This window comes from Streptomyces sp. NPDC028419, assembly GCF_055565515.1.
Window position 1 is genome coordinate 47,951 of record NZ_JBVHUE010000038.1, and the last position, 24,837, is coordinate 72,787.

The following is a 24,837-nucleotide window of genomic DNA, read 5'->3' on the forward strand; positions in this document are numbered from 1 at the left end:
GGCCCGTCACGCTCCGTATCCGTAGGATTCAGATGGCAGCGCCACCCCTTACACAAAGGCGGTGGAGAGGGCCTTGGGGGGCCCGAAAGAGACCGAGGTCACAGGAGACGTCCCTGTTCATCTCGTCCCGCCGCCCCGCCGACCGCGCTGGTCAACCCTTGATCGGCGACCGGCGGAAGGAACCCCCGCCCACGGCCGACCCGCGCGCACCCCGGCCCCGCCCCCGGCCGGGGCCGCCCGTTACGCGCCGTAGAAGAGTTCGTCGACGACCGCGCGGGCGCGGCGGGTGGTGCGGCGGTAGTCGTCCAGCATCTCCCCCACCTTGCCGGGGCCGTAGCCGAGGTAGCGCCCCACCGCCGCCAGCTCCCGCGCGTCGGAGGGGAAGGTGTCCCCGGCCCGCCCCCGCACCAGCATCACCGCGTTGCGCACCCGCGTGGCCAGCACCCATGCCTCGTCCAGGATCTGCGCCTCCTCGGTCGGGATCAGGCCCGCCGCGTGCGCCGCGGCCAGCGCCTGCCGGGTCCGGGTGGTCCGCAGCCCCGGCTCCGCCCAGGCGTGCCGCATCTGGATCAGCTGGACCGTCCACTCGACGTCGCTCAGCCCGCCCCGGCCCAGCTTCGTGTGCAGGGTCGGGTCCGCCCCGCGCGGCAGCCGCTCCGACTCCATGCGCGCCTTGAGCCGCCGGATCTCCCGCACCGCGTCCTCCCCGAGCCCTTCGACCGGGTAGCGCAGCGGGTCGATCAGGTCGATGAAGCGCGCCCCCAGCTCCGGGTCCCCCGCGACCGGCTCCGCCCGCAGCAGCGCCTGGCTCTCCCAGGTCAGGGCCCAGCGCCGGTAGTAGGCGGCGTAGGAGGGCAGGGTCCGCACGAGCGGCCCGGAGCGCCCCTCGGGCCGCAGGTCGGCGTCGATGAGCAGCGGCGGGTCGGCCGTCGGCAGCTGGAGCAGTCTGCGCATCTCGGAGACGACGGTCTGCGCGGCCTTCGCGGCCTCCTGTTCGTCGACGCCCTCGCGCGGCTCGTGGACGAAGAGGACGTCGGCGTCGGATCCGTATCCCAGCTCGTGGCCGCCGAAGCGGCCGACGCCGATGACGGCGAACTTGGTGGGCAGGGTGTCGCCCCACTGGCCGCGGACGGCGGCGCGCAGGGCGCCCGCGATCGTGGCGGCGGTGAGGTCGGAGACGGCGTTGCCGACGCGGTCGACGAGGGCGCCGGGGTCCTCCTCGGCCGGGCTCTCCTCCGTGCCGTAGGAGCCGATGATGTCGGCCGCGGTGGTGCGGAAGAGTTCGCGCCTGCGCACCCCGCGGGCGGCCGCGACCCCGGCCTCGGGGTGGTCGGCGCGGTTGACGGCGGCCAGCACCTCCTGGGCCAGGGCGTCGTGCGTACGGGGTTCCAGGCCACCGGGGTCGCCGAGCAGGGCCACCGCTTCGGGGGCCCGCATCAGCAGGTCGGGGGCGAGCCGCCCGGCGGACAGGACGCGGGCCAGGTTCTCGGCCGCGGCGCCCTCGTCGCGCAGCAGCCGCAGGTACCAGGGGGTCTTGCCGAGGGCGTCGGAGACCTTGCGGAAGCCGAGCAGGCCCGCGTCCGGGTCGGCGGAGTCCGCGAACCAGCCCAGCAGCACCGGGAGCAGGGTCCGCTGGATGGCGGCCTTGCGGCTGACCCCGGAGGACAGGGCCTCCAGGTGGCGCAGGGCGGCGGACGGGTCGGCGTACCCGAGCGCTTCGAGGCGCTGTCCGGCGGCGCGCGGGGAGAGCCGGGTCTCGCCGGGGGCGAGCTGGGCGACGGCGTCCAGGAGCGGCCGGTAGAAGAGCTTCTCGTGCAGGCGGCGGACCACGGAGGCGTGGCGGCGCCAGGCCTTGTGGAGCTCGACGACGGGTTCGGTGCGCAGGCCCATGGAGCGGCCGAGGCGGCGCAGGTCGGCCTCGTCCTCGGGGACGAGGTGCGTGCGGCGCAGCCGATAGAGCTGGATGCGGTGTTCCATGGCGCGCAGGAAGCGGTACGCGTCCCCGAGCTGGGCGGCGTCGGTGCGGCCGACGTAGCCGCCGGCGGCGAGGGCCTGGAGGGCGTCGAGGGTGGTGCCCGAGTGCAGGGTGGCGTCGCTGCGGCCGTGTACGAGCTGGAGGAGCTGGACCGCGAACTCGACGTCGCGCAGGCCGCCGGGGCCGAGCTTCAGCTCGCGCTCGACCTGGGCCGCGGGGATGTTGTCGACGACGCGGCGGCGCATCTTCTGGACGTCGGCCACGAAGTTCTCGCGCTCGGCCGCCTGCCAGACCATCGGCGTTATGGCGTCGATGTACTGCGCCCCCAGGTCGGGGTCCCCGGCGACGGCGCGCGCCTTGAGCAGGGCCTGGAACTCCCAGGTCTTGGCCCAGCGCTGGTAGTAGGCCAGGTGGGAGGCGAGGGTGCGGACGAGCGGACCGTTTCTGCCCTCGGGGCGGAGGTTGGCGTCGACGGGCCAGATGGTCCCTTCGACGGTGGTCTCGGAGCAGATCCGCATGAGGTGGGAGGCGAGCCGGGTGGCGGCCTGGACGGCCTTGCCCTCGTCGGCTCCGGGGGCGGTGTCGCCGACGAAGATGACGTCGACGTCGGACACGTAGTTCAGCTCGTGGCCGCCGCACTTGCCCATCGCGATGACGGCGAGCCGGCACTGGGCGGCGTCCTCGGGGGCGGCGGCGGTCGCGATGCGCAGGGCGGCGCGGAGGGCGGCGGTGGCGAGGTCGGCCAGCTCCGCGGCGGCCTGGGCGACGTCGGTGGTGCCGCAGACGTCGCGGGCGGCGATGGAGAGCAGGCAGCGGCGGTAGGAGACGCGCAGCGCGACCGGGTCGGCGGCGTCGGCGAGGCCGCGCTCGAACTCGGCGAGGCCGGGGTGCAGGTCCGCCGACTCGTAGGTGACCAGGGCCCGCCAGTCGTGGGGGTGGCGGGCGAGGTGGTCGGCGAGGGCCTCGGAGGCGCCGAGCACGCCGAGCAGCCGGTCCCGCAGTGGTTTGGCGCTGATGAGCGTGTCGAGGAGCAGCGGGAGGTCCTCGGGCGCCTGCGCCTCCGCGAGCCGGACGAGGCCGAGCAGGGCGAGGTCGGGGTCGGCGGTCGCGCCGAGGGCGTCGAGGAGCACGGGGTCGGTGCGGACGGCGGCCAGCGCGTCGTCGTCGAGCAGCCGGGCGGCGGCCGAGGGGTCCGTGAACCCGCTGCGGACCAGCCGGATGAAGGTGCTGCTCCTGCGTCCGGGAACCGTCATCCCGTCGCCTCCCGCTCCTGCCACGACGCAGAGTCTGCCCTGGCTCTGCCTCGGTCGACCTTAGCCGGATCGGGGCGGCGGCTCACCGATGAGTATCATGAGGCGAATTGCCGGATTTAAGAACCGATGGACCGTTATGGGGGCCGGCCCGCGGCGCCCCCTCGCGCGTCCACCCGCGGAGGCCCCCGATGCACGAGCCCGACCCCCGTGACGCCCCTTCCCCGATAGCGGGCGAGGGGCGCGGAACGCGGGGCCGCCGCGGCAGGCACGGGAAGGCGGACGGGAACGCCGTGGCCGCCCGGCAAGGACCCCTCGGGCACGGGCACCGGAGCCTCCGCACGCGCCGCGGCCGGGCCGTCGCCGCGCTGGCCGTGGTCGCCGCGCTCGTCGCCGGCGGCTTCGCCCTCGCCCGCGGCGGCGAGGCGCTCGGGCGGCTCTCCGGACCCGCCGGCGCCTCCGGGGCGGCTCCGGACGCCCTGCCCGATCCCCCGGACCCCGGCAGCGTGCTGCAGATCGTCGCCCACCCCGACGACGACCTGTACTTCATGAACCCGGACCTGCGGAACTCCATCGCCACCGGACACCCCGTCACCACCGCCTACCTGACCTCCGGCGAGGCCGACGGGGTCAACGGCGCCCCGGGGAAGGCGGGCGGCGGCGCCCCGCCCGCCGACAAGGCCGCCTACGCCGAGGCCCGCCAGAACGGCATCCGCGCCGCCTACGCCCAGATGGCCACCGGCGACCGCACCAGCGCCTGGCGGCGTACGTCCGTACCCACGGCCGGGGGCGGCCGCGCCGAGCTGGACGTCCTGGTCGCCGAGCCCTCCGTCCACCTGCTGTGGCTCCAGTTGCGCGAGGCGGGCAACGTCTACGCCGACCGGCCCGACAGCCTGCACGGCCTGTGGGACGGCCGGGTCCCCCACCTGGAGTCGATGCTGTCCTCCGGCACCCCGGTGCGCGGGGCGTTCACGTACACCGCGGACCAGGTGGTCCGGACGCTCGCGGGCGTGCTGGCGACGTACAAGCCGACCACCGTGCGCGCCCAGGACCCGACCCCCGGCCGCTACCCCGACGACAAGCGGTACACCGACCACCAGGACCACTTCTACGGGGCCCGGTTCGTCCAGCGCGCCCTCGCCCGGTACGCGGCCGAGGTGAAGGACCGCCCGCACTTCGCGGTGCAGAACTACCTCGGCTACTTCAACGGCGCCCTGCCCGCCGCCCTGGACCCGCGGGAGGCCCGGGAGAAGCTGGACAGCCTGGACACCTACGCCTGGCTCGACCGCGCGAACCACTGCGGCAGCGCGGCGGGCTGCGGCGACCTCAAGGTCGCCGATCACCCTTCGGGCAACCACTGGACCGAGTCCATCCACTACGCCCGCGGCAACAGCACCTCCTGGCTGGCCCCCGACGCGCACGCCGGGCTGTGGGCGTTGCGCGTCCTGGACGGGCAGGTGGCGCTCTGGCACCGCGACGGACTGCTCGGCGCCTGGGACGGGCCGCGGCTGCTGCCCGGCACCGGCATGGATCCGGGCGTGTCGACGACGACCCTCCCGGACGGTCGGATCGCCGTCTTCGGCACCCGCACCTCCTTCGGCACCCGCCCGCAGGACTACCGGCGCGACGTCGTGTACGCCGTCCAGAAGTCCGCGGGGTCGGTGGAGTTCGGCGCGTGGGACTCGCTCGGCACCCCCGAGGCCGACGACGCGGACTGGACCTCCGACATCAGCGCCCCCGCGGTCTCGGTGGACGGCGCGGGGCGCCTGGCGGTGTACGTCCGCGACGGCGCGTACACCCTGCGCGGCCGCACCCGGGGCGCGGACGGTTCCTGGGGCCCCTGGGATCGGCTCGGCGGCCGCGACCTGCACGGCAACCCCGCCACGGCCACCGATGCGGCGGGCCGCCGGATGGTGTTCGCGAGCACCCCGTCCACGGTGCTCGCCTGGGTGGCGCCGACGCCGGGCGCGGCGCCCGGCCCGGCCGCGCCCACCGGACTGCCCGCGACCACGCTGCCGCTGACGGCGGCGGCCCGGGGCGGCGGGGTACGGCTGTGGTTCCGCAAGCCGGGCTCGGGCGACGTCCGCACGGCGCTGGTGACGGCGAAGCCCACGGCGGCCCCGGCCGCGCCCCCCGGCGGCTTCGACGTGACCGGCCCCACGGAGCTGGGCGGCCTACAGGGCTTCGGCGCGGTGACGGCGACCGGGCACCTGGTGGCGGGCCGTTCGGTGGGCGGCGCGCTGGGGTCGGACGTCGGCGCGGGCCTGGCGTGGCAGCGCTCGGCGCTGATGTTCGTCGGCTCCCCCGCGAGCGCCCCGGCCGGCCGGAACGTGATCGGCGTGGCCGTCCTGGGGCTCGACGCGCGGCTCTACCTCAGCTCGGCGACGGACTCCCCCACGGCGCGGCTGGCCCCCTGGCAGCCGGTCGGCCCGCGGACCACGGGGCCGTGACGCCGACCGGCCCCGGGGCAGCGACGCCGACCGGCCTCGGGGCCGTGATGTTGCCCACCGACTAAATTCGGCCAATTCGGCACGAGCAGGGACCTAGAGGTCGGGTTCAGTACGTCCACAATCCGGTCATTTACCGTCCCGTATCCGCCCACGGTGCACAATCAAAATCGGTCACGCCCGGAAGCAGTGGAGTCATCGGTCGAAACGGTGAACCAAGTTCGCCGCATTGACCTCTTTCTGACTGCACGGCGGTTCTTCCGCACCCGAACGACCCCAAGGCGTGACCGATGCCCGTTTCCCGCCGCGTTCGCCTGGCGACGCTGCTCACCGTGCTCACCGCCGGTGCCACCGGCGTGCTCGCGGTCGCCCACGGGGAGGGCCTCATCACGGCTTCCGGTCCGGGCGCGCAGGGTCAGGGCCAGGTCCGCCAGGCCGTGTCCGTACCGCCGAGCACCACGGCCGGCTCGGTGCTGCAGATCGTCGCCCACCCCGACGACGACCTCTTCTTCATGAACCCGGATCTGAGCCGCTCGCTGCTCTCCGGGCGCAAGGTCACCACCGCCTACCTCACCTCCGGCGAGGCCGACGGCAAGAACGAGGCCGTCGGACCGTCCTTCAACGATCCGGCGCAGCCGGCCGACCGGGCCCACTACGCCGAGGCCCGGCAGAACGGCATCCGCTCCGCCTACGCCCAGATGGCCACCGGCGACCGCACCAGCGCCTGGAAGCGCACCGTGATCCCCACCGCCGGGGGCGGCTGGGCCGAGCAGGACGTCCTGGTCGCCAAGCCGCAGATCAACCTGGTGTGGATGCAGCTGACCGAGGCGCGCACCATAGCCGACGAACGCCCCGAGAGCCTGCGCGGCCTGTGGAGCGGCCAAGTCGCCGCGCTGCCCTCGCTGCTGACCTCCGGCAGCCCGGTGAAGCAGTCCTTCACCTACACCAAGGAACAGACGATACGGGCGATAACCGGCATCCTGGAGCAGTACCAGCCGACGACGATACGGATGCAGGATCCGACGCCGGGCCGGTACGCCAAGGACGGGAAGATAACCGACCACCAGGACCACATGTACGGCGCCCGCTTCGTCCAGGTGGCCACCGAGCGCTACGCGGACGTCACCGCCCGCCCGCACTTCTCGGTGCAGAACTACCTCGGCTACGCCAACAGCGCCCTGCCCCACTCCCTCGACCCGGAGACGGTCGAGGCGAAGGTCAACTTCCTCAAGACCTACGCCTGGCTGGACCGCACCGACTACTGCGGCAGCCCGTACGGCTGCGGCGACCGCAAGGTCGCCCCCCGCCCCACCGGCCACAACTGGGCACAGAGCATCCGCTACTCGCGCGGCGAGGACACCTCCTGGCTGACCGACGGCGTCGCCGGCCGCCTCTGGGCCTTCTCCGTCCTCGACGGCCGCATGGCGTACTGGACCCGCACCGGCCCGCAGGCCCAGTGGGCCGGCCCCGAGCTGCTGCCCGGTCCCGGCATGGACCCGGGCGCCACCGCCGTCCGGTTCCCCGACGGCCGGATCGGCGTACTCGGCACCCGCACCACGGCGGGCGCGCAGCCGCAGGACTACCGGCGCGAGGTCGTGTACGCCGTCCAGGGCGCGCCCGACGGCCCGTTCGGCCCGTGGCAGGTGCTCGGCACCCCCGAGGGCTCCGACGCGTCCGGCACCTCGGACCTCGGCGGCCCCGCCTCGGCCGTGGGCGCCGACGGCCGCCTGGCCGTGTACGTGCGCGACGCGCAGCACACCCTGCGCGCCCGCGAGCAGCAGACCCCCGGCGGCGCCTTCGGCCCGTGGCAGAAGCTCGGCGGCGAGGACCTCCAGGGCGACCCGGTGGCCGCGACCGACGCGGCCGGCCGCCGCCACGTGTACGCCGCCACCCCCAAGTCGGTCCTGGCCTGGACCCAGCAGACCCCGGGCGGCCCCCTCCAGGGCCCCTTCGCCACGGACCTCCCGGCCACCACTGGCCCGGTCTCGGCCGTGGCCGAAGGGGACGGCGTACGGCTGTACTTCCGCCGCCCCGACTCGGGCACCGTGCGCAGCGCGCTGGTCACGGCGGGCGGGCCGAAGCCGGTCGTCTCGCACGTGGCGGAGGCGGGCGGGCGGGCCGGGTACGGCGCGGTGAGCGTCGCGGGCCGGCTGCTGACGGGCCGCGCCGACACGGGCACCATCAGCACGACCGCCCTCGGTTCGGCGCCCGCCTGGACGGAGTCCCAGATGCTGTACGCCGGCGCGCCGTCCAGCATCCTGGACGCGGCCGGCGCCACGACCACGGCGGTCCTGGGCCTGGACGCGGAACTGCACGTCACCACCACGCTCCCGGACATCGCCGACCTGAGCCTGAGCCGCGTCTCGCGCACGATCTGGCGCCCGGCGGTCACGCGCCCCTGACGCCCGGCCCGACGCGTGTCCCCGAAGTCCCCCGAAATCCCCCGATGTTGCGTCTTGCCATGCCCTGAACCAACAGGCAAAGATCATCGGGTTCAGGCCGTCGTGGCCTGACGCGTGACACCACGCCACTCGGGGGGAACCACACTGTGAAGATACGCATGCCTGGACGCGGCCTGGTCCGCACGGCCGCCCTGCTGGCCATGGTCCTTCCGGCGGCCGCCGGACTGCTCGGCGGAGCCGTCGCCGAGGCCGCACCGGTCGGGAACAGCACGTTCATGTGGTCCGGCGACCCGGGCGAGGGCGGCGACGATCAGGCCCGCTGGTACGCCTCGACGGACGGCGACGTCTTCGGCGCGACCGCCTCCGCCGACCACGGCTCGATCTCGGTGACCATCAACCGGTCGGGCGACCCGTGGACCCTCGACCTGGCCGCGCCCGCGGGCCAGGAACTGGCCGTGGGCAACTACGCCGACGCGGTCCGCTTCCCGGAGACCGGGCCGCGTCCCGCCGTACCGAGCGTGTTCGCCAACGGCTACCGCGGCGGCTGCGCCACCCTCACCGGCGGCTTCGGCATCAAGAAGCTGGAGTGGGGTCCGGGGCGCACGGTGAAGGAGCTGCAGGTCTACTACAACCAGGACTGCGACGACCGCAACGTCCTGCGCGGCGAGCTCAACATCACCGCGACGCCCGTCCCGGCCCGCCTGGCCCTGAACCTGACCGTCGCCGCCGACGGCACGGCCACCACCCCGACCGCCCGCGCCACCGTGCACGGCACGGTCACCTGCTCCAAGCCCGTCACCCTGTACATCAGCGGCACGGCGGTCCAGCAGCTGAAGCACACCACCACCAGCGGCATCGTGGGCTCCATCGAGGTCGTGTGCACCCCGGGCAAGCAGGTCCCCTGGAAGGCCACGGCCTGGACCCTCGGGGACACCCCCGTCCCCTTCGTCAAGGGCACGGTCGCCCTCGACCTGGCCACCCGCGCCTACGACCCGGACGGCGGCCAGGTCGTCACGGCCACCAAAACCAAGCTGGTCACCCTCCGCAACCCGTAACTGACGACGACGGGCCCGGTCCCCCTTGGGGGGGGGACCGGGCCCGTCTGCCATGCACGCCACAGGCCGCAGGCCGCACGCATCACGGCGCAGCTGCCGCGCTGCCCCCGCCCGGCGGTGTGAAGTAGGAGGCTGAAGGGACTGCGGGTCCGGCCACCAACGCCCGCTCGTAGCTCTCGTCCATCAACTCGACGAAGCGCAGGCCTCTACGGTCCCCTTCAGCCGTGGCGTACCGACGCCACGTGGCCGCGCACACAGCCCAGTGGGTACGAGCGGCTTCGCCCTGAAAGTGGATTTCGAGCTGGACGCGGGCAGCCTGCTCATTCGCTCGCCGCAGGCGGTAGTCGGCGCTCCAGTTGCTCACGATCAAGTTGGTGTACAGCACCTTGCGCGCCTGGTCCTCGGACCGCACTCCGCCCATGGGCTCCCAGCAGACCCGCAGCTCCGGATGCTCCAGCGCGACCAGGAGAAGCTGGCGGTGCGAGGCGCGTTGCGCCTCTTGGTTGGAGATGCTCGTCTGCCGTGCCTGGTACGCGATCGAGGCGACGACTCCAAGCAGTGCGGCTGCCGAGAAGAAGACCGAAGCCACGCCGTAGGTCTGGCTCACATCGCTGAGCCGGTTCCAGTCCTTCCCCGAAGGAACCGCTCGCTCCAGCAGAAAGGGCGTCGAAAGGATCGCGATCAATGCGGCAAGACCTGCTCCGAACCAGAAGGCCCACCTACGCTGTTGGGGCTGCATCGACCCCACGCTCCCCCCCGGGTCAGCACTACGGGGATCCATCATCGACAACCCCGGTGTGAGCAGCAAGACCGCAGCTGAACTGGGGGCGGTCCGCACTGTCTCGCTGTAACGGTCGGGAAGAGACGGCTCCGGGCCGGCGGTCGTCGACCGTCGGCCCGGAGTGTCGTGCACGGCCCGCAGGGGCCGCTGACCTGCCGTTACAGCACCGGCATCATCTTGCGGAGTTCGAAGGCCGTGACCTCGCTGCGGTACTCCTCCCACTCCTGCTTCTTGTTGCGCAGGAAGAAGTCGAAGACGTGCTCGCCCAGGGTCTCCGCGACGAGTTCGCTGCGCTCCATCAGGGAGATGGCCTCGCCCAGGTTCTGCGGGAGGGGTTCGATGCCCATCGCCCGGCGTTCCGCGTCGGAGAGGGCCCAGACGTCGTCGTCGGCGCCGGCCGGGAGTTCGTAGCCCTCCTCGATGCCCTTGAGGCCCGCGGCCAGGAGGACCGCGTACGTCAGGTAGGGGTTGGCGCCCGAGTCGATCGAGCGGACCTCGATGCGCGAGGAGCCCGTCTTGCCCGGCTTGTACATCGGGACGCGGATCAGGGCCGAGCGGTTGTTGTGGCCCCAGCAGATGTACGAGGGCGCCTCGCCGCCGGAGCCCGCGGTGCGCGAGGAGCCGCCCCAGATGCGCTTGTAGGAGTTGACCCACTGGTTGGTGACCGCGGCCGTCTCGGCGGCGTGGCGCAGCAGGCCGGCGATGAAGGAGCGGCCCACCTTGGAGAGTTGGTACTCGGCGCCCGACTCGTAGAAGGCGTTGCGGTCGCCTTCGAAGAGGGAGAGGTGGGTGTGCATGCCCGAGCCGGGGTACTCCGAGAACGGCTTCGGCATGAAGGTGGCCTGGACGCCCTGTTCGAGGGCGACCTGCTTCATCACCAGGCGGAAGGTCATGATGTTGTCGGCCGTGGAGAGGGCGTCGGCGTAGCGCAGGTCGATCTCCTGCTGGCCCGGGGCGCCCTCGTGGTGGCTGAACTCGACCGAGATGCCCATGGATTCGAGCATGGTGATCGCCTGGCGGCGGAAGTCCATGCCCACGTTCTGCGGAGTGTGGTCGAAGTAGCCGGAGTTGTCCGCGGGGGTCGGGCGGGTGCCGTCGAGCGGCTTGTCCTTCAGCAGGAAGAACTCGATCTCGGGGTGGGTGTAGAAGGTGAAGCCGAGGTCGGAGGTCTTGTTCAGGATGCGCTTGAGGACGTAGCGCGGGTCCGCGTAGGACGGGGAGCCGTCGGGCATCAGGATGTCGCAGAACATCCGCGCGGTACCGGGGGCCTCCGCCCGCCACGGCAGTATCTGGAAGGTGCTCGGATCCGGCTTGGCGATCATGTCCGACTCGTAGACCCGGGCGAAGCCCTCGATCGCCGAGCCGTCGAAGCCGATGCCCTCGTCGAAGGCCTGCTCCAGCTCCGCGGGGGCGACCGCGACGGACTTCAGGAAGCCCAGTACGTCGGTGAACCACAGGCGCACGAAGCGGATGTCGCGCTCCTCAAGCGTCCGGAGGACGAATTCCTGCTGCTTGTCCATGCCTCATCCTCGCAGTTCAGACGGCCTGTGCACCACATCCAGCGGCCGTGGGGCACGGTCGGGCGGACCCAGTATCGCGAGCGGTGGTTTCCGCCAGATTACGCACCCCGGCAAGCTCGTGGCACCCCCGGACTGACCTTGGACGGGTCATGAGCATTACCCTGCGCCCAAAGGGGTCCCCCCAGCACGCCCCTCCCCGCAGAAGGACTGACATGGCGAGCAAGTCCAGCAGCACCCCGGACCAGTCCCGCAAGGCGCGCATAGCCGACATGCGCCGGGCGGAGAAGTCCCGTGACCGGCGCAACAAGATCCTCGTCATCACGGGGTCCACGGTCCTCGTCGCCGGCCTCGTCGGCTTCGGCGGGTACGTGCTGAAGAACCAGATGGACAAGAAGGACGCCCCTCCCGCGTTCACCATGGACTCGGTGACGGGCGTGGCGAGCTGGGACGCCAAGAAGCTCGGGCGCACGCACGTCGACACCCCGGTGACGTACCCGATGAACCCCCCGGTCGGCGGTGACCACAACCCGCGCTGGATGAACTGCAACGGCGACGTCTACAAGAACCCGATCCCCGAGGTGAACGCGGTCCACTCGCTGGAGCACGGCGCGGTCTGGGTCACCTACAACGACAAGGCCGCCACGGCGGACGTCGACGCGCTCGCGGCGAAGGTGGGCAAGACCCCGTACACGCTGATGAGCCCGGACAAGACCCAGTCCGGCGCGATCATGCTCAGTGCCTGGGGCAAGCAGCTCAGCGTGGACAAGGCGACGGACCCGCGCGTGGACACGTTCTTCAGCACCTACGTCCAGGGCGCGCAGACCCCGGAGCCCGGTGCGGCCTGCACGAGCGGCCTGGACCAGAAGTGAGCCGTACCTACTGGGCGGCGGGCAGCGCGGTCGTCCTGGCGCTGCTCTTCGCGGCGGCCGCGACGATGATCGCGGCGGTGAGCGGAGGCACCGCGGACGCGGCGGACGGCCCCGGGCGGGTGCCCGCGGTGTCCTCGCCGGACGCGGGGTTCGCCCGGGACATGGCGGTGCACCACCAGCAGGCGGTGGAGATGTCGTTCATCGTGCGCGACCGCACCCAGGACGAGGCGACCCGCAGCCTCGCCTACGACATCGCCAACACCCAGGCGAACCAGCGCGGGATGCTGCTGGGCTGGCTGGACCTGTGGGGGCTGCCGAAGGTGACGCCCGGCGATCCGCCGATGTCCTGGATGAACGCCGCCGACGGGACCGCCGGCCACGACATGGGCGACACGGGCGGCATGGAGGGCATGGAGGGCATGGCGGGGCACTCCGGCGCCGGCGCCACGACCAAGCCGGGCGCGCTGATGCCCGGGATGGCCACGAAGGAGGAGCTGGCGCGGCTGGGCACCGCCCAGGGGCGGGACGCCGAGGTCCTCTACCTCCAGCTGATGACCGACCACCACAAGGGCGGGGTCGCGATGGCGCTGGGCTGCGCGAAGCTCTGCCGGACCCCTGCCGAGCAGAAGCTGGCCCAGGGCATGGCCGAGGCGCAGCAGTCGGAGCTGACCCTGATGGCGGACATGCTGGGCAAGCGCGGAGCCGCACCGCGCCCGTGAGCCGTTCCCCCTGCCCGTTTCACCCGTACGGCCGCCAGCGCTCGCGTGGGCCGAACGGGTGACCCAGGATGGTGGGGCCGCCGCGGACGCACCCCGCGCCCGGCGAAACGGCGTGCTCAGGAGGTTCGCGATGACCACCGCCGGAGAGATCATGCACCCCGGGGCCCAATGGATCCCCGCCACCGAGACCCTGGACCGGGCGGCCCAGCTGATGGCGCGCCTCGGCGTGGGCGCGCTCCCGATCAGCGACGAGAACGAACGGCTCTGCGGGATCCTGACCGACCGGGACATCGTGGTGGGCTGCGTGGCCAAGGGCCACGACCCGGCGAAGACCACGGCCGGGGAGATGGCGCAGGGCACCCCCCGATGGATCGACGTGGAGGCGGACGTGTCGGACGTGCTCGACGAGATGCAGAACCACCGCATCCGGCGCCTCCCGGTCATCCGGGACAAGCGGCTGGTCGGCATGATCAGTGAGGCCGACCTGGCCCGCCACCTGTCGGACGAGCAGATAGCGGGCTGGGCCGAGAAGGTCTACGCCCGGGGCTGACCGCCGGCCGCGGCCGGTCCCGCGGCCGCGTCCAGGACCGTCCGGGCCACCTGGTCCGGGCGGTCCAGCATGACCATGTGCCCCGAGGGGTCGGCCACCTCGAAGCGGGCGCCCAGCCGGTCGGCGAGGTCCGCCTGGCGGCCGAGCCAGTGCAGCGCACCCGGCCGCGCGGAGCCGTCGTAGCCGGCGAGCACCGTGACGGGCGCGCGCAGCGGGTGCTCCGCGCGCAGGGCCAGCACCTCGGCGGCCACGTCCACGTAGCGGGAGTTCTCCAGCAGGGTCCCCCGCCAGACCCGGCCCGTGCGGTAGCAGCGGCGTACGAGCTCCCGCGCGGCCGGGTCGGCGCCGCCGGTCCGGGAGGCCCGTACGCCGGCCCGGCGCAGCAGCGGCCCGACGGCGGCGGGCAGTCCCGCGGCGGCGACGGCCCGCCCGAGCGCCCGCGCGGCGCCGCCGCGCACGGCGGCCGGGAGCAGCGGCCGCGGGGGCACCTCCTCGACGCTGCTGTCGAGCAGCACCAGTGCGGCGGTCCGGGCCGGGTACAGGCGGGCGAAGGCTTCGGCGTGGAAGCCGGCGATGGAATGGCCGACGACGGTGGCGGGGGCCCGACCGCGCGGGCCGAGCGCGTCGAGCAGCGCCGCGATCCGGCGGGCCTCGCCCGCGGCGGTCGGCGGCTCGGCGGCGGGGGCGCTGAGCCCGTGGCCGGGGCGGTCGAAGCGGACGACGGTGCGGTGCGGGGCCAGCAGCGCGGCCACCGGGTCCCAGTCGAACCAGCCGAGCCCGAGGCCGGCGGCGAGCACGCAGACCGGGCCGCCGCCCTCGACCACCACGTGCAGCGGCACGCCGTCGCCGCACCGCACGAAGCCCTCGTACGCCCCGCGGCCGGCCCCCCGGGCGCCCGTCACGTGCGGCGCTCCTTGTGGACGGAGTACGCGAGCAGGCCGAGCCAGAGCGCGACGAACAGCACCTGGAGCCGCTGGCCCGCGCCGAGCGCCCAGGTCCCGCGCCCGGCGGTGAAGAGGGCGATCGCGCTCAGGGTCCACGCGGTGGCGAGGAGTTCCAGCGTGACGAGCACCGGGCCGTAGCGGGCGAGCGGGGCCCACCAGCCGTACCGGCGCGCGGCGACGGTCAGTGCGACGATGCCGACGAGGGCCCCGGTCATGGCCAGGCTGCTGCTGATGGCGTGGGCCTGATGGGTCGCGGGGACCAGGCCGGCGGTCTCCCGGGCGGCGCATTCGGGATCGACGGTCGGGGTGCAGCTGAGCGGCAGCCAGGCGTCGGCGGCGGTGGCGGCGCCGAAGAGGGTGACGCCCGCCCAGCCGATGACCGCCCAGGGCCGCCGGGATCCGGCGTCGGTGCGCAGCCGCAGGAGGGCGAACAGGCCGCCGGCGAAGGCCAGCAGGCCCGCGGTGAAGTCGGTGGCCCGGAAGAGGCCGCCGAGCGGCTGGTCCTGGGCGGCGAGTTCGCTGACGTAGGTCTCGATGGGGTTGAGACCGGTGGACAGCACGACTTCGAGCACCCAGGCGGTGTAGGCGGCGGCGCCCAGGCCGAAGAGGGCGGCGACGCGTCGCGTACCGTTTGTGGACATAGTGGGACCAATCCTAAGCAGGGCCGGGGTCAATCGGATCATCGGATACCCACCCGGGGTAAGCTGCCGCGCATGAGGTCCGCTGCCCGCCGCACGCCGCGAGCCGCCCGGTGGTCCCGGGTGCTGCTGCTCGCCGCGCTGCTGCTGGGCATCGTCACCATGCACACGCTGGGCCACCCGGACGACTCCCCTGTCGGACAGGACGCAGCGACCGCCCACGCCGTTGCCCACGGCGCACCCGCACCCGCCGCCCACGCGATGCCCGCCCCGGCCGTGCCCGCAATCGCCGACGCGGCGCGGACACAGGTGCGCGGGCCGGACGGCGGGATGGCGATGGACCCCATGTCGGTGTGCCTTGCCGTGCTGCTCGCCGGGATCAGCCTGTCGAGCGTGCTCGCGCTGGCGCGGACCGGGGCCGCGGCCACCGCTCGGCGGGAGGCCCGCGGGGTGCGGGCGCACGGCGGGCCCGATCCGCCCACGGTCCGCGAACTCCTCGCCCGACTGGTGGTGCTGCGCGTATAGGACGGGCCGCGCCGTGGCCCCCGCACGCCCGCGGGAGCGACGGCTGCCGTCGCCCATCCACCCACGCGTCACCACACCCACGAGGTGCACGTCCATGCGCTCTCCCGCAATCACCAGCAGCACGCCCCGCCCCGCCCTCCCCACCCGGCGGGCCGTGCTCGGCGCCTCCGCCGCCGTGGCCGGATCCGCTCTGCTCGCCGCCTGTTCGGGCGGCTCCGGCGGCTCCGGCATGGACCACGGATCCATGGACCACGGATCCATGGCCGGCGGCTCCACCCCGGCCGCCCCCGGCGGTTACGTCGACCCCGCCGGCCCCGAGGTCCGGGCCGCGGAGGCGGCCCGCAAGGCCACCGGCCCGGTCAGCGAGGTGAAACTGACCGCCACCGCGGGCCCGCTGGACCTCGGGGCGGGCCTGACCGCGCGCTCCTGGGCCTACGGCGACCGGCTGCCGGGCCAGGAGGTGCGGGTCACCGCGGGCGGCACCCTCGCCCTGACCCTGGCCAACCACCTGCCCCGGGCGACCTCCCTGCACTGGCACGGCCTGGCCCTGCGCAACGACATGGACGGGGTGCCGGGGCTCACCCAGCGGGACGTCGCGCCGGGCGCGTCGTTCACGTACCGCTTCGCCGTGCCGCACCCGGGGACGTACTGGTTCCACCCGCACTCCGGGGTCCAGCAGGACCGCGGACTGTACGCCCCGCTGATCGTCGAGGACCCCCGGGAGCCCCTCTCCTACGACAAGGAGTGGGTGGTGGTCCTGGACGACTGGCTGGACGGGATCGACGGCTCCACCCCGGACGCCGTCCTCGCCGAACTCCGCAAGGGCATGGGCCCGGGAGCGGGCCACGGCGGCGCCGGCGGCCACGACATGGGCGCCATGACGCCCGGCTCCCCCTCCGGATCCGCCCCCGCCGGGCCCTCGCGCATGCTGATGGGCGGCGGGGGCAGCGCCGTGCTCGGCAAGGACACCGGCGACGTCGCCTACCCGCACTACCTGGTCAACGGGCGCACGGCGCAGGACCCTTCCGTCTTCACGGCCCGCCCCGGCGAACGGATCCGGCTGCGCATCATCAACGCGGGCGGGGACACCGCCTTCCGGCTCGCCCTCGGCGGCCACGAACTGACGGTCACGCACACCGACGGCTTCCCCGTGGAGCACGCGAAGGCCGGCTCGCTGCTGCTCGGCATGGGCGAGCGGTACGACGTCCTCGTCACGGCAGGGGACGGCGTCTTCCCCCTGACCGCGCTGGCCGAGGGCAAGGGGGACGGCGCCTCGGCGCTCGCGCTGCTGCGCACCGGGAGCGGGGCGGCGCCCACCGCCGCGACCCGGCCCGCCGAGCTGGCCGCCGCGCCCCTGACCGCGGACCGGTTGCGGGCCGCCGGGGCCGCGGCCCTCGCCGCACGCGAGCCCGACCGGACGCTGCGCATCAAGCTGACGGGCGGGATGGCGGCGTACGACTGGGCCTTCGACGGGAAGCCGTACGCGGCGGACCAGCGGCACCCGGTGAAGGCGGGCGAACGGATCCGGCTGGAGTTCAACAACTCCACAACGATGTGGCACCCGCTGCACCTGCACGGGCACACCTTCGCCCTCGGCGCTCAGCCGGGCGGCGCCCGCAAGGACACCGCGGTGATCCTGCCGGGGGCCGCCCTGACCGCCGACTTCGACGCCGACAACCCGGGGCTGTGGATGCTGCATTGCCACAACGTCTACCACGCGGAGGCCGGGATGATGACGGTGCTGGGGTACCAGCGCTGACGGCCCGGGGGCCGGCTCCCGGGCGCTGATCCGGGAGCCGGCAATCCGGTTGGTCGGGGGTGCGGGGCGTGGCAGGGTGGAAGATCACCGCGCCGCACCCCTACATGAGGATTTTCGTTGGACCTGAGCAAGCCCTCGAAGCCGTCCGCCGACACGTCGCCCGTCGACGCGCCGCCAGCCGACGCGCCGCCCGCGGCCGCGCCGTCCGGCCCGCCGACGGTGGCCGAGGGCACCCCGGCGCCCACGACCCCCGCGGCCCCGTCGGTGCACCACGCGGCGACCGTGATCGGGAGCCCGGCCGTGCCCGCGCAGGCCGCCGCGCCCGCGGCGCCGGCCACCGCGCCGGCCACCCCGCCGACCGCGCCCGCGCCCTCCGCCTTCGCGCCGCCGTCGCCCTCGCCCTTCGGCCCGCCGTCCGCCGGCGCGCCGGGCGCCCCCGGCGGTACGCCGCCCTACGGTCAGCCGCAGCCGCCCGCGAACCCGTGGGGCCCGCACGGCGGCGCGTACGCCAACATGCCCTACCCGGGCGGCTCCGGCGCCCCGCAGAACAACGGCATGGCCGTGGCGGCCCTGGTCTGCGGCGTGCTCAGCGTGCCGATCGGCTTCATCCCCTTCTTCTTCTGGGGCGGCGCGCTGCTGGGGCTGGTCGCCATCGGCCTCGGCATCGCGGGCATGGTCCAGGCGTCCAAGGGCGCCCCGCGCAAGACCATGGCGATAGCCGGCACGGTGCTCGGCGTGCTCGGCCTGGCCGCGGCGGGCGCCGGCACGTACTTCACCAGCCAGATCGTCAAGAGCATCGACAAGCAGGTCAACGAGGGCCTGCCGCCGACGCACGGCGACTCCTGGGACGACGAGGACGAGTTCGGGGACGAGAGCCCGAGCCCGAGCCCCAAGGTCGACGTCCCGGGCAAGACCTCCGCGCTGCCCTTCGGCAAGGCCTTCACCTACCCCGACGGGGTCGAGGTCGCGGTCAAGGAGGCCGCCGGCTACACGCCGGAGCCCAACAAGTACGACCCGGACCGCCCGAAGTTCGCGGCGAAGGTGACCGTCACCATCACCAACAACTCGAAGGAGAAGGTCGAGCTGCGCGCCGCGCTGCCCTCGGCGCGCGACGACAAGGGGCTGGAGTCGAAGCGGATGTACGACTTCAAGGTGGAGCGGCCGTTCTCCGGCTCGCTGCTGCCCGGCCAGTCGGCCACCGGCGTCTTCGCCTTCGGTCTGCCCGAGGGCACCAAGGGCATCCAGTTCGAGATCGCGCCCGGCATCGGCAAGTACGACGGCGCCATCTGGAGCGGCACGCTCGGCTGAGCCGCCCCCGGCCCGCCCCGCCCCGGACCGTCCGACGCGGTGTCCCGAAGTAGCTTTCCGGGACACCGCGTCAGGGACATCGCGTCAGAACGACGATTAGAGATTAGAGTGGGGCCGTGCCCCAACTTCGTCTCGCTCTGAATCAGATCGACGCGCACGTCGGCAACATCGTCGCCAACGCCGACTCCGTCGTCCATTGGACCCGGCACGCCGCCGAGCAGGGCGCCCACCTGGTGGCGTTCCCCGAGATGGCGCTGACCGGCTACCCCGTCGAGGACCTCGCGCTGCGCGGTTCCTTCGTCGAGGCCTCGCGCACCGCGCTCGTCGCCCTCGCGGAGCGGCTCGCGGCCGAGGGCTTCGGCGACCTGCCGGTGATCGTCGGCTACCTCGACCGGACCGAGAAGGCCGTGCCGCGGCTCGGCCGGCCCGCCGGTTCCCCGGAGAACGCGGCCGCCGTCCTGCACGGCGGGAAGGTCGCCCTCCGCTTCGCCAAGCACCACCTGCCCAACTACGGGGTCTTCGACGAGTTCCGGTACTTCGTGCCGGGCGACACCCAGCCGGTCATCCGGGTGCGCGGCGTGGACGTGGCCCTGGCCATCTGCGAGGACCTCTGGCAGGACGGCGGCCGGGTCCCGGCCACCCGCGCCGCCGGGGCGGGGCTGCTGGTCTCCGTCAACGCCTCGCCCTACGAGCGCAACAAGGACGACCAGCGCCTGGAACTGGTGCAGAAGCGCGCCCGGGAGGCCGGCTGCACCCTCGCGTACCTGGCGATGATCGGCGGCCAGGACGAGCTGGTCTTCGACGGCGACTCCATCGTCGTCGACGCGGACGGCGAGGTGATCGCGCGGGCCCCGCAGTTCTCCGAGGGCTGCGTGCTGGTCGACCTGGACCTGCCGGCCGCCTCCCCGACCCCCGTCGAGGGCGTGGTGGAGGACGGGCTGCGGATCGACCGGGTCGTCCTGTCCGAGGAGCCGGTGGAGCCGTACGACGCCGTGGTCACCGGCGGGTACGCCGAGCGGCTCGACGACGACGAGGAGGTCTACGACGCCCTGGTCGTGGGCCTGCGCGCCTACGTCCGCAAGAACGGCTTCCGCTCGGTCCTGATCGGGCTCTCCGGCGGCATCGACTCCGCGCTCGTCGCCGCCATCGCCTGCGACGCGATCGGCGCGCAGAACGTCCACGGCATCTCGATGCCGTCGAAGTACTCCTCGGAGCACTCCAAGGGCGACGCGGCGGACCTGGCCGAGCGCACCGGCCTGCACCTGCGGACCGTCTCCATCGAGCCGATGTTCGACGCCTACATGGGTGCGCTGGGCCTGACCGGCCTGGCCGAGGAGAACCTCCAGTCCCGGCTGCGCGGCACGATGCTGATGGCGGTGTCCAACCAGGAGGGCCACATCGTGCTGGCCCCGGGCAACAAGTCGGAGCTGGCCGTCGGCTACTCGACCCTCTACGGCGACTCCGTCGGCGCCTACGGCCCGATCAAGGACGTCTACAAGAGCGACGTCTTCCGGCTCGCCCGCTACCGCAACCGGGCGGCCGTCGAGCGCGGCGAGACCCCGCCGATCCCGGTCTCCTCGATCGAGAAGCCGCCGAGCGCCGAGCTGCGCCCGGGCCAGGTGGACACGGACTCGCTGCCCGACTACCCGGTGCTCGACGGGATCCTGGCGCTGTACGTGGACCGGGACCAGGGCCTGGAGGAGATCGTCGCGGCCGGCTACGACCGGGCGCTGGTCGCGAAGACCCTGCGAATGGTGGACACGGCGGAGTACAAGCGCCGCCAGTACCCGCCGGGCACCAAGATCTCCGCGAAGGGCTTCGGCAAGGACCGCCGGCTGCCGATCACCAACGGCTGGCGCGAGCGGGGCTGAGCCCGCTCCCCCGGTGCGGGTGCGCGCTGCACCCGCACCGGGAGCCCGGTGTCACGGCCGGACGGTGAGCCGCGCGGCGATCGGCAGGTGGTCGCTGCCGGTGCGCCCCAGCGTCCAGGAGGCCTCGGGCGTGATGCCGCGGACCATGATCTGGTCGATCCGGGCCATCGGGAACTGGGCCGGCCAGCTGAAGCCGAAGCCGTCGCCCGCAGCGCCCTGCGTGGAGCGCATCTGCGAGGTGACCTCGGACAGGGCGCGGTCGTTCATCGTGCCGTTGAGGTCGCCGAGCAGCAGGACCTTCTTCAGCGGTTCGCCGGCGAGCGCGGCGCCCAGGGCCCCGGCGCTGTTGTCGCGCTGGTTGGCGGTGAAGCCCGCGTTCAGCTTCACCCGGACCGAGGGCAGGTGCGCGATGTAGGTGGCGACCTGGCCGTAGGGGGTGTCCACGGTGGTGCGCATGGCGCGGGTCCAGCCGAGCTTGATGTCGACGGGCTTGCTGGAGGACAGCGGGTACTTGCTCCACACGCCGACGGTGCCCTCGACCGCGTGGTACTTGTACGTGCTCGCCAGCGCCTGCTCGTACAGCGGCACGGCGCCCGCCTTGAGCTCGGTCAGCGCCAGCACGTCGGCCCCCGACTTCGCCATCGCGGCGGCGGTACCGCGCGGGTCGAGGTTGTCGGCGTCGACGTTGTGCGTGGCGACCATCAGGTTGCCGCCCGAGCCGGACTTGTCGGTGACCAGGCCGCCGAAGAGGTGCACCCAGATCACGGACGGGAGCAGCAGCGCGATCAGGGCCGTAGCGGACTTGCGGACGAGGCCGATGACCAGCAGCAGGGCGATGGGCACCGCCAGCCACGGCAGGAAGGTCTCGATGAGACTGCCGAGGTTGCCCACGTCATTGGGCAGCGTGGCGTGGAAGACCATCACGAGCGCGATCAGTACGGCGACCACGGCGGTGACGATGCCGCGCCGCCAGATCCCCGGATCCTTGCGCAGGGCGGCCAGTCGGCCACGGAGGCCGGGTCCGGCGGGCTCGGGCTCCGGACCGCCGTTCCCCGTATCCGTCACGTACGCCTGTGCCATGCCATGCCCTCACTGCCGTGCTCGCGCTCCGTCCCCGCCCCTTGACCCTAGGCGATGTCCGGAGCCATCCGTGCCGTCCTCACCGGCCCGTACAACCCGGAGGACGAACGGCCGTGCGGACAAGGTTCCGCTTGTCACGAAACGCGCACATTGGCTCGGGCGCGCCTCGCGGGCGGCTGGGACGCCGCCGGGACATGGGCAAGGTGTGACGTACTGGGCGGCGCAGCACTACCGTCCCGGGGCGCGGTGGTGCCACCATGGTGGGTGAGTCCGGGGACGCCGTGAGGGTGCCTCGAGATGACACAAGGAGCAGTTGCAATGACGCATGCCGTTTCGCCTGCCCGCGAAGCCGCCGGCCCCACCCTGTACGGGGGCAAGGGGAGCCGTCGCATCACCGTCCGTGACCTCGGCATCGCCAAGGAACGCGGCGAGAAGTGGCCCATGCTCACCGCTTACGACGCGATGACCGCGTCCGTCTTCGACGAGGCCGGGATCCCGGTCGTCCTCGTCGGTGACTCGATGGGCAACTGCCACCTCGGCTACGAGACCACCGTCCCGGTGACCATGGACGAGATGACCCTGCTGTCGGCGGCCGTCGTACGGGGCACCAGCCGCGCCCTGATCGTCGGCGACCTGCCGTTCGGCTCGTACCAGGAAGGCGCGGTCCAGGCGCTGCGCAGCGCCACGCGCCTGGTCAAGGAGGCCGGCGTCGGCGCGGTCAAGCTGGAGGGCGGCGAGCGCTCGCTGGCCCAGACCGAGCTGATCGTGCAGTCCGGCATCCCGGTCATGTCCCACCTGGGGCTGACCCCGCAGTCCGTCAACGCCATGGGCTACCGGGTGCAGGGGCGCGGCGACGAGGCCGCGCACCAGCTGCTGCGGGACGCGAAGGCGGCGCAGGACGCGGGTGCCTTCGCCGTGGTGCTGGAGCTGGTGCCGGCCGAGCTGGCGGCCGAGGTGACCCGGTCCCTGCACATCCCGACCGTCGGCATCGGCGCGGGCTCGCAGTGCGACGCGCAGGTCCTGGTGTGGACCGACATGATGGGCCTGACCGGCGGAAAGATGCCGAAGTTCGTGAAGCAGTACGCGAACCTGCGGGCGACGATGACGGACGCGGCGAAGGCCTTCGCCGAGGACGTGGTCGGCGGAACGTTCCCGCTGGAAGAGCACAGCGTCCACTGACCGACGACCGTCGGCGACCCACCGACAGCCGGCCGACAGCTGCTGTCGGCCGGCTGTCGGCGCTTTGTCAGCGCCCTCTGGTCCCATGAGGACATGACGCGAAACGACATCACCCCCGGCCGTGGTGCACACGGCACCCACGCGGTGGAAGTGCGGGGACTGGTCAAGCACTACGGCGAGACCAAGGCACTGGACGGCGTGGACCTGGACGTCCGCGAGGGCACGGTCCTCGGGGTCCTCGGCCCGAACGGCGCCGGGAAGACCACCCTGGTCCGCTGCCTCTCCACCCTGATCACCCCGGACGCCGGCACCGCCGTCGTCGCGGGCTTCGACGTGGTCCGCCAGCCCCGACAGCTGCGCCGCACCATCGGCCTCACCGGCCAGTACGCCTCGGTCGACGAGAAGCTCTCCGGCTGGGAGAACCTCTACATGATCGGGCGGCTGCTGGACCTGTCCCGCAAGGACGCCCGCCGCCGCGCGGACGAGCTGCTGGAGCGGTTCTCGCTGACCGAGGCGGCCAAGAAGGCCGTCATGAACTACTCCGGCGGCATGCGGCGGCGCCTGGACCTCGCCGCCTCCATGATCGGCAGTCCGGCGGTGCTCTACCTGGACGAGCCGACCACCGGTCTGGACCCCCGTACCCGCAACGAGGTGTGGGACGAGGTGCAGCGGATGGTCGCCGAGGGCGCGACGGTCCTGCTCACCACCCAATACATGGAGGAGGCCGAGCAGCTCGCCAGCGAGCTGACGGTCATCGACCACGGCAAGGTCATCGCCAACGGCAAGGTCGACGAGCTGAAGGCCCGTGTCGGCGGTCGCACCCTGAAGATCCGCCCCGCGGACCCGGCCGACCTGCCGGGGATGGCCCGCTCGCTGGCCGAGACCGGCCTGGACGGCGTCGCCGGCAGCCAGGCCGTGCCGGACGAGGGCGTCCTGCTGGTCCCGATCCTGAGCGACGAGCAGCTGACCGCGGTGGTGGGCCTGCTGGCCGCCCGCGGCTACGCCATCGCCGACCTGGGCACCTACCTGCCCAGCCTGGACGAGGTCTTCCTCTCCATCACCGGCCACAAGGCCGCCCCCGCAGACGCCCACCAGACCGAGGAGGTAGCGGCATGAGCACCGTCACCACGAAGCCCGCCCCCACCCGCTCCGCCCCGGTCTCCGGGCCGACGTCCGTGAGCGACGAGGGCCGGCTGGGGCTGCGCGCCCACCTGCGCCACATCGGCGCGCTGGCCCGCCGCAACGTCCTGCAGATCAAGCAGGACCCCGAGTCGATGTTCGACGTCCTGCTGATGCCGATCATCTTCACGCTGCTGTTCGTCTTCGTCTTCGGCGGCGCGATCTCCGGCAAGGGGAACCAGCAGGAGTACGTCAACTACGTCGTCCCGGGCCTGATGGCCATGATGGGCATGAACATCGCGATGGGCGTCGGCACCGGCGTCAACGACGACTTCAAGAAGGGCGTGATGGACCGCTTCCGGTCCATGCCCATCGCCCGGTCCTCGGTGCTCATCGCCAAGATCGTGGTCGAGGTCGGCCGCATGATGGTCGCCATCGCGATCCTGCTGGCCGTCGGCTTCATGCTGGGCCTGTCCATCAAGACCTCGGTCCTGGACCTGCTGGCGTCCATCGGTCTGGCGGCCGTCTTCGGCGCCTCGCTGATGTGGATCTTCATCCTGCTCGGTCTCACGATGAAGACCGCCCAGGCCGTGCAGGGCATGGCGATGCTGGTCCTGATGCCGCTCCAGTTCGGCAGCTCGATCTTCGCCCCGCCGACCACGATGCCCGGCTGGCTGCAGTCCTTCACCGACTACAACCCGCTGTCCAACCTGGCCGACGCGGCCCGCGCCCTGATCAACGGCACGCCGATCGGCAACTCGGTGTGGATCACGCTGGCCTGGTCGGTCGGCATCACCGTGATCACCATGCCGATCGCGGTGCGCAAGTTCCGCAACAAGACCTGAC

Annotated in this window: 19 protein-coding genes; 13 read left to right on the forward strand and 6 right to left on the reverse strand. The window is 73.1% G+C overall.

The genetic code is table 11. The annotated features are described in order from the left end of the window. Window positions 1–240: 240 nt before the first annotated feature. The gene (locus tag ACZ4UB_RS33340) at window positions 241–3,228 is read right to left on the reverse strand and encodes a bifunctional [glutamine synthetase] adenylyltransferase/[glutamine synthetase]-adenylyl-L-tyrosine phosphorylase (protein ID WP_468076066.1); all 2,988 of its coding nucleotides are present in this window, start codon (window positions 3,226–3,228) and stop codon (window positions 241–243) included. Window positions 3,229–3,416: 188 nt separating this feature from the next. Between ACZ4UB_RS33340 and ACZ4UB_RS33345 the strand changes: the two genes are divergently transcribed. The 3 genes from ACZ4UB_RS33345 (at window position 3,417) to ACZ4UB_RS33355 (ending at window position 9,129) form a co-directional block, all read left to right on the forward strand. Continuing rightward, window positions 3,417–5,675, forward strand: coding sequence for a PIG-L family deacetylase (locus ACZ4UB_RS33345; protein WP_468076068.1), 2,259 nt, complete (start codon window positions 3,417–3,419; stop codon window positions 5,673–5,675). Window positions 5,676–5,962: 287 nt separating this feature from the next. Next, window positions 5,963–8,074 carry a PIG-L family deacetylase gene (locus ACZ4UB_RS33350; protein ID WP_468076070.1) on the forward strand — a complete coding sequence of 704 codons (2,112 nt, stop codon included), beginning with the start codon at window positions 5,963–5,965 and terminating at the stop codon, window positions 8,072–8,074. 158 nt (window positions 8,075–8,232) lie between these two features. Further along, the gene (locus ACZ4UB_RS33355; RefSeq protein ID WP_468076072.1) at window positions 8,233–9,129 is read left to right on the forward strand and encodes a hypothetical protein; all 897 of its coding nucleotides are present in this window, start codon (window positions 8,233–8,235) and stop codon (window positions 9,127–9,129) included. Window positions 9,130–9,211: 82 nt separating this feature from the next. Here ACZ4UB_RS33355 and ACZ4UB_RS33360 read toward each other — a convergent pair whose 3' ends face one another. Continuing rightward, the gene (locus ACZ4UB_RS33360) at window positions 9,212–9,868 is read right to left on the reverse strand and encodes a DUF6082 family protein (protein WP_468076074.1); all 657 of its coding nucleotides are present in this window, start codon (window positions 9,866–9,868) and stop codon (window positions 9,212–9,214) included. Between the two features lie 200 nt (window positions 9,869–10,068). Continuing rightward, window positions 10,069–11,430 carry a type I glutamate--ammonia ligase gene (glnA, locus tag ACZ4UB_RS33365; protein ID WP_330330117.1) on the reverse strand — a complete coding sequence of 454 codons (1,362 nt, stop codon included), beginning with the start codon at window positions 11,428–11,430 and terminating at the stop codon, window positions 10,069–10,071. 212 nt (window positions 11,431–11,642) lie between these two features. On the opposite strand from glnA, the gene ACZ4UB_RS33370 reads away from it, so the two are divergent. From ACZ4UB_RS33370 to ACZ4UB_RS33380, 3 genes are all read left to right on the forward strand, one after another. Beyond that, window positions 11,643–12,299 carry a DUF3105 domain-containing protein gene (locus ACZ4UB_RS33370; RefSeq protein ID WP_468076076.1) on the forward strand — a complete coding sequence of 219 codons (657 nt, stop codon included), beginning with the start codon at window positions 11,643–11,645 and terminating at the stop codon, window positions 12,297–12,299. After that, window positions 12,296–13,018 carry a DUF305 domain-containing protein gene (locus tag ACZ4UB_RS33375; protein ID WP_468076078.1) on the forward strand — a complete coding sequence of 241 codons (723 nt, stop codon included), beginning with the start codon at window positions 12,296–12,298 and terminating at the stop codon, window positions 13,016–13,018. The genes ACZ4UB_RS33370 and ACZ4UB_RS33375 overlap by 4 nt, the downstream gene beginning before the upstream one ends. 130 nt (window positions 13,019–13,148) lie before the next feature. Further along, a complete protein-coding gene (locus tag ACZ4UB_RS33380; protein ID WP_468076080.1) occupies window positions 13,149–13,568 on the forward strand; it encodes a CBS domain-containing protein in 420 nt (139 codons plus the stop codon). Here ACZ4UB_RS33380 and ACZ4UB_RS33385 read toward each other — a convergent pair. Both ACZ4UB_RS33385 and ACZ4UB_RS33390 read right to left on the reverse strand, forming a co-directional pair. Next, complete coding sequence (locus ACZ4UB_RS33385; RefSeq protein ID WP_468076082.1) at window positions 13,553–14,470, reverse strand: alpha/beta fold hydrolase; 918 nt, start codon at window positions 14,468–14,470, stop codon at window positions 13,553–13,555. The genes ACZ4UB_RS33380 and ACZ4UB_RS33385 overlap by 16 nt on opposite strands. Continuing rightward, a complete protein-coding gene (locus ACZ4UB_RS33390; protein ID WP_468076084.1) occupies window positions 14,467–15,153 on the reverse strand; it encodes a DUF998 domain-containing protein in 687 nt (228 codons plus the stop codon). The genes ACZ4UB_RS33385 and ACZ4UB_RS33390 overlap by 4 nt, the downstream gene beginning before the upstream one ends. Before the next feature lie 72 nt (window positions 15,154–15,225). Here ACZ4UB_RS33390 and ACZ4UB_RS33395 point away from each other — a divergent pair, with 72 nt between their 5' ends. The 4 genes from ACZ4UB_RS33395 to ACZ4UB_RS33410 all read left to right on the forward strand — a co-directional run bounded on the left by ACZ4UB_RS33395 (window position 15,226) and on the right by ACZ4UB_RS33410 (window position 20,613). Beyond that, entirely contained in the window at window positions 15,226–15,675 is a 450-nt protein-coding gene (locus ACZ4UB_RS33395; RefSeq protein ID WP_468076086.1) for a DUF6153 family protein, read from the forward strand. Between the two features lie 94 nt (window positions 15,676–15,769). Continuing rightward, the gene (locus ACZ4UB_RS33400; RefSeq protein WP_468076088.1) at window positions 15,770–17,434 is read left to right on the forward strand and encodes a multicopper oxidase family protein; all 1,665 of its coding nucleotides are present in this window, start codon (window positions 15,770–15,772) and stop codon (window positions 17,432–17,434) included. 117 nt (window positions 17,435–17,551) lie between these two features. Beyond that, a complete protein-coding gene (locus ACZ4UB_RS33405; RefSeq protein WP_468076090.1) occupies window positions 17,552–18,742 on the forward strand; it encodes a DUF4190 domain-containing protein in 1,191 nt (396 codons plus the stop codon). A 116-nt stretch (window positions 18,743–18,858) separates the two neighbouring features. After that, entirely contained in the window at window positions 18,859–20,613 is a 1,755-nt protein-coding gene (locus tag ACZ4UB_RS33410; protein WP_354383533.1) for an NAD+ synthase, read from the forward strand. Window positions 20,614–20,664: 51 nt separating this feature from the next. Here the strand turns inward: ACZ4UB_RS33410 and ACZ4UB_RS33415 are convergent, their stop codons facing one another. Beyond that, complete coding sequence (locus ACZ4UB_RS33415; RefSeq protein WP_468076093.1) at window positions 20,665–21,693, reverse strand: endonuclease/exonuclease/phosphatase family protein; 1,029 nt, start codon at window positions 21,691–21,693, stop codon at window positions 20,665–20,667. Between the two features lie 318 nt (window positions 21,694–22,011). Between ACZ4UB_RS33415 and panB the strand changes: the two genes are divergently transcribed. From panB to ACZ4UB_RS33430, 3 genes are all read left to right on the forward strand, one after another. After that, window positions 22,012–22,872: a 3-methyl-2-oxobutanoate hydroxymethyltransferase gene (gene panB, locus ACZ4UB_RS33420; RefSeq protein WP_468076095.1), complete on the forward strand. Its 861-nt coding sequence runs from the start codon at window positions 22,012–22,014 to the stop codon at window positions 22,870–22,872. 93 nt (window positions 22,873–22,965) lie between these two features. Continuing rightward, on the forward strand, window positions 22,966–23,988 hold the full coding sequence (locus ACZ4UB_RS33425) for an ATP-binding cassette domain-containing protein (protein WP_354383538.1): 1,023 nt from the start codon (window positions 22,966–22,968) through the stop codon (window positions 23,986–23,988). Then, complete coding sequence (locus tag ACZ4UB_RS33430) at window positions 23,985–24,836, forward strand: ABC transporter permease (protein WP_468076097.1); 852 nt, start codon at window positions 23,985–23,987, stop codon at window positions 24,834–24,836. Before ACZ4UB_RS33425 ends, ACZ4UB_RS33430 begins: the two co-directional genes overlap by 4 nt. The last annotated feature ends 1 nt before the right edge of the window (window position 24,837 follow it).

Coding starts and splice junctions, on each gene's coding strand:
- ACZ4UB_RS33345 (WP_468076068.1), top strand. CDS start 3,417: ATGCACGAGCCCGACCCCCGTGACGCCCCTTCCCCGATAGCGGGCGAG.
- panB (WP_468076095.1), top strand. CDS start 22,012: ATGACGCATGCCGTTTCGCCTGCCCGCGAAGCCGCCGGCCCCACCCTG.
- ACZ4UB_RS33425 (WP_354383538.1), top strand. CDS start 22,966: ATGACGCGAAACGACATCACCCCCGGCCGTGGTGCACACGGCACCCAC.
- ACZ4UB_RS33390 (WP_468076084.1), bottom strand. CDS start 15,153: ATGTCCACAAACGGTACGCGACGCGTCGCCGCCCTCTTCGGCCTGGGC.
- ACZ4UB_RS33340 (WP_468076066.1), bottom strand. CDS start 3,228: ATGACGGTTCCCGGACGCAGGAGCAGCACCTTCATCCGGCTGGTCCGC.
- glnA (WP_330330117.1), bottom strand. CDS start 11,430: ATGGACAAGCAGCAGGAATTCGTCCTCCGGACGCTTGAGGAGCGCGAC.
- ACZ4UB_RS33355 (WP_468076072.1), top strand. CDS start 8,233: ATGCCTGGACGCGGCCTGGTCCGCACGGCCGCCCTGCTGGCCATGGTC.
- ACZ4UB_RS33430 (WP_468076097.1), top strand. CDS start 23,985: ATGAGCACCGTCACCACGAAGCCCGCCCCCACCCGCTCCGCCCCGGTC.
- ACZ4UB_RS33395 (WP_468076086.1), top strand. CDS start 15,226: ATGAGGTCCGCTGCCCGCCGCACGCCGCGAGCCGCCCGGTGGTCCCGG.
- ACZ4UB_RS33370 (WP_468076076.1), top strand. CDS start 11,643: ATGGCGAGCAAGTCCAGCAGCACCCCGGACCAGTCCCGCAAGGCGCGC.
- ACZ4UB_RS33350 (WP_468076070.1), top strand. CDS start 5,963: ATGCCCGTTTCCCGCCGCGTTCGCCTGGCGACGCTGCTCACCGTGCTC.
- ACZ4UB_RS33415 (WP_468076093.1), bottom strand. CDS start 21,693: ATGGCACAGGCGTACGTGACGGATACGGGGAACGGCGGTCCGGAGCCC.
- ACZ4UB_RS33400 (WP_468076088.1), top strand. CDS start 15,770: ATGCGCTCTCCCGCAATCACCAGCAGCACGCCCCGCCCCGCCCTCCCC.
- ACZ4UB_RS33380 (WP_468076080.1), top strand. CDS start 13,149: ATGACCACCGCCGGAGAGATCATGCACCCCGGGGCCCAATGGATCCCC.
- ACZ4UB_RS33360 (WP_468076074.1), bottom strand. CDS start 9,868: ATGCAGCCCCAACAGCGTAGGTGGGCCTTCTGGTTCGGAGCAGGTCTT.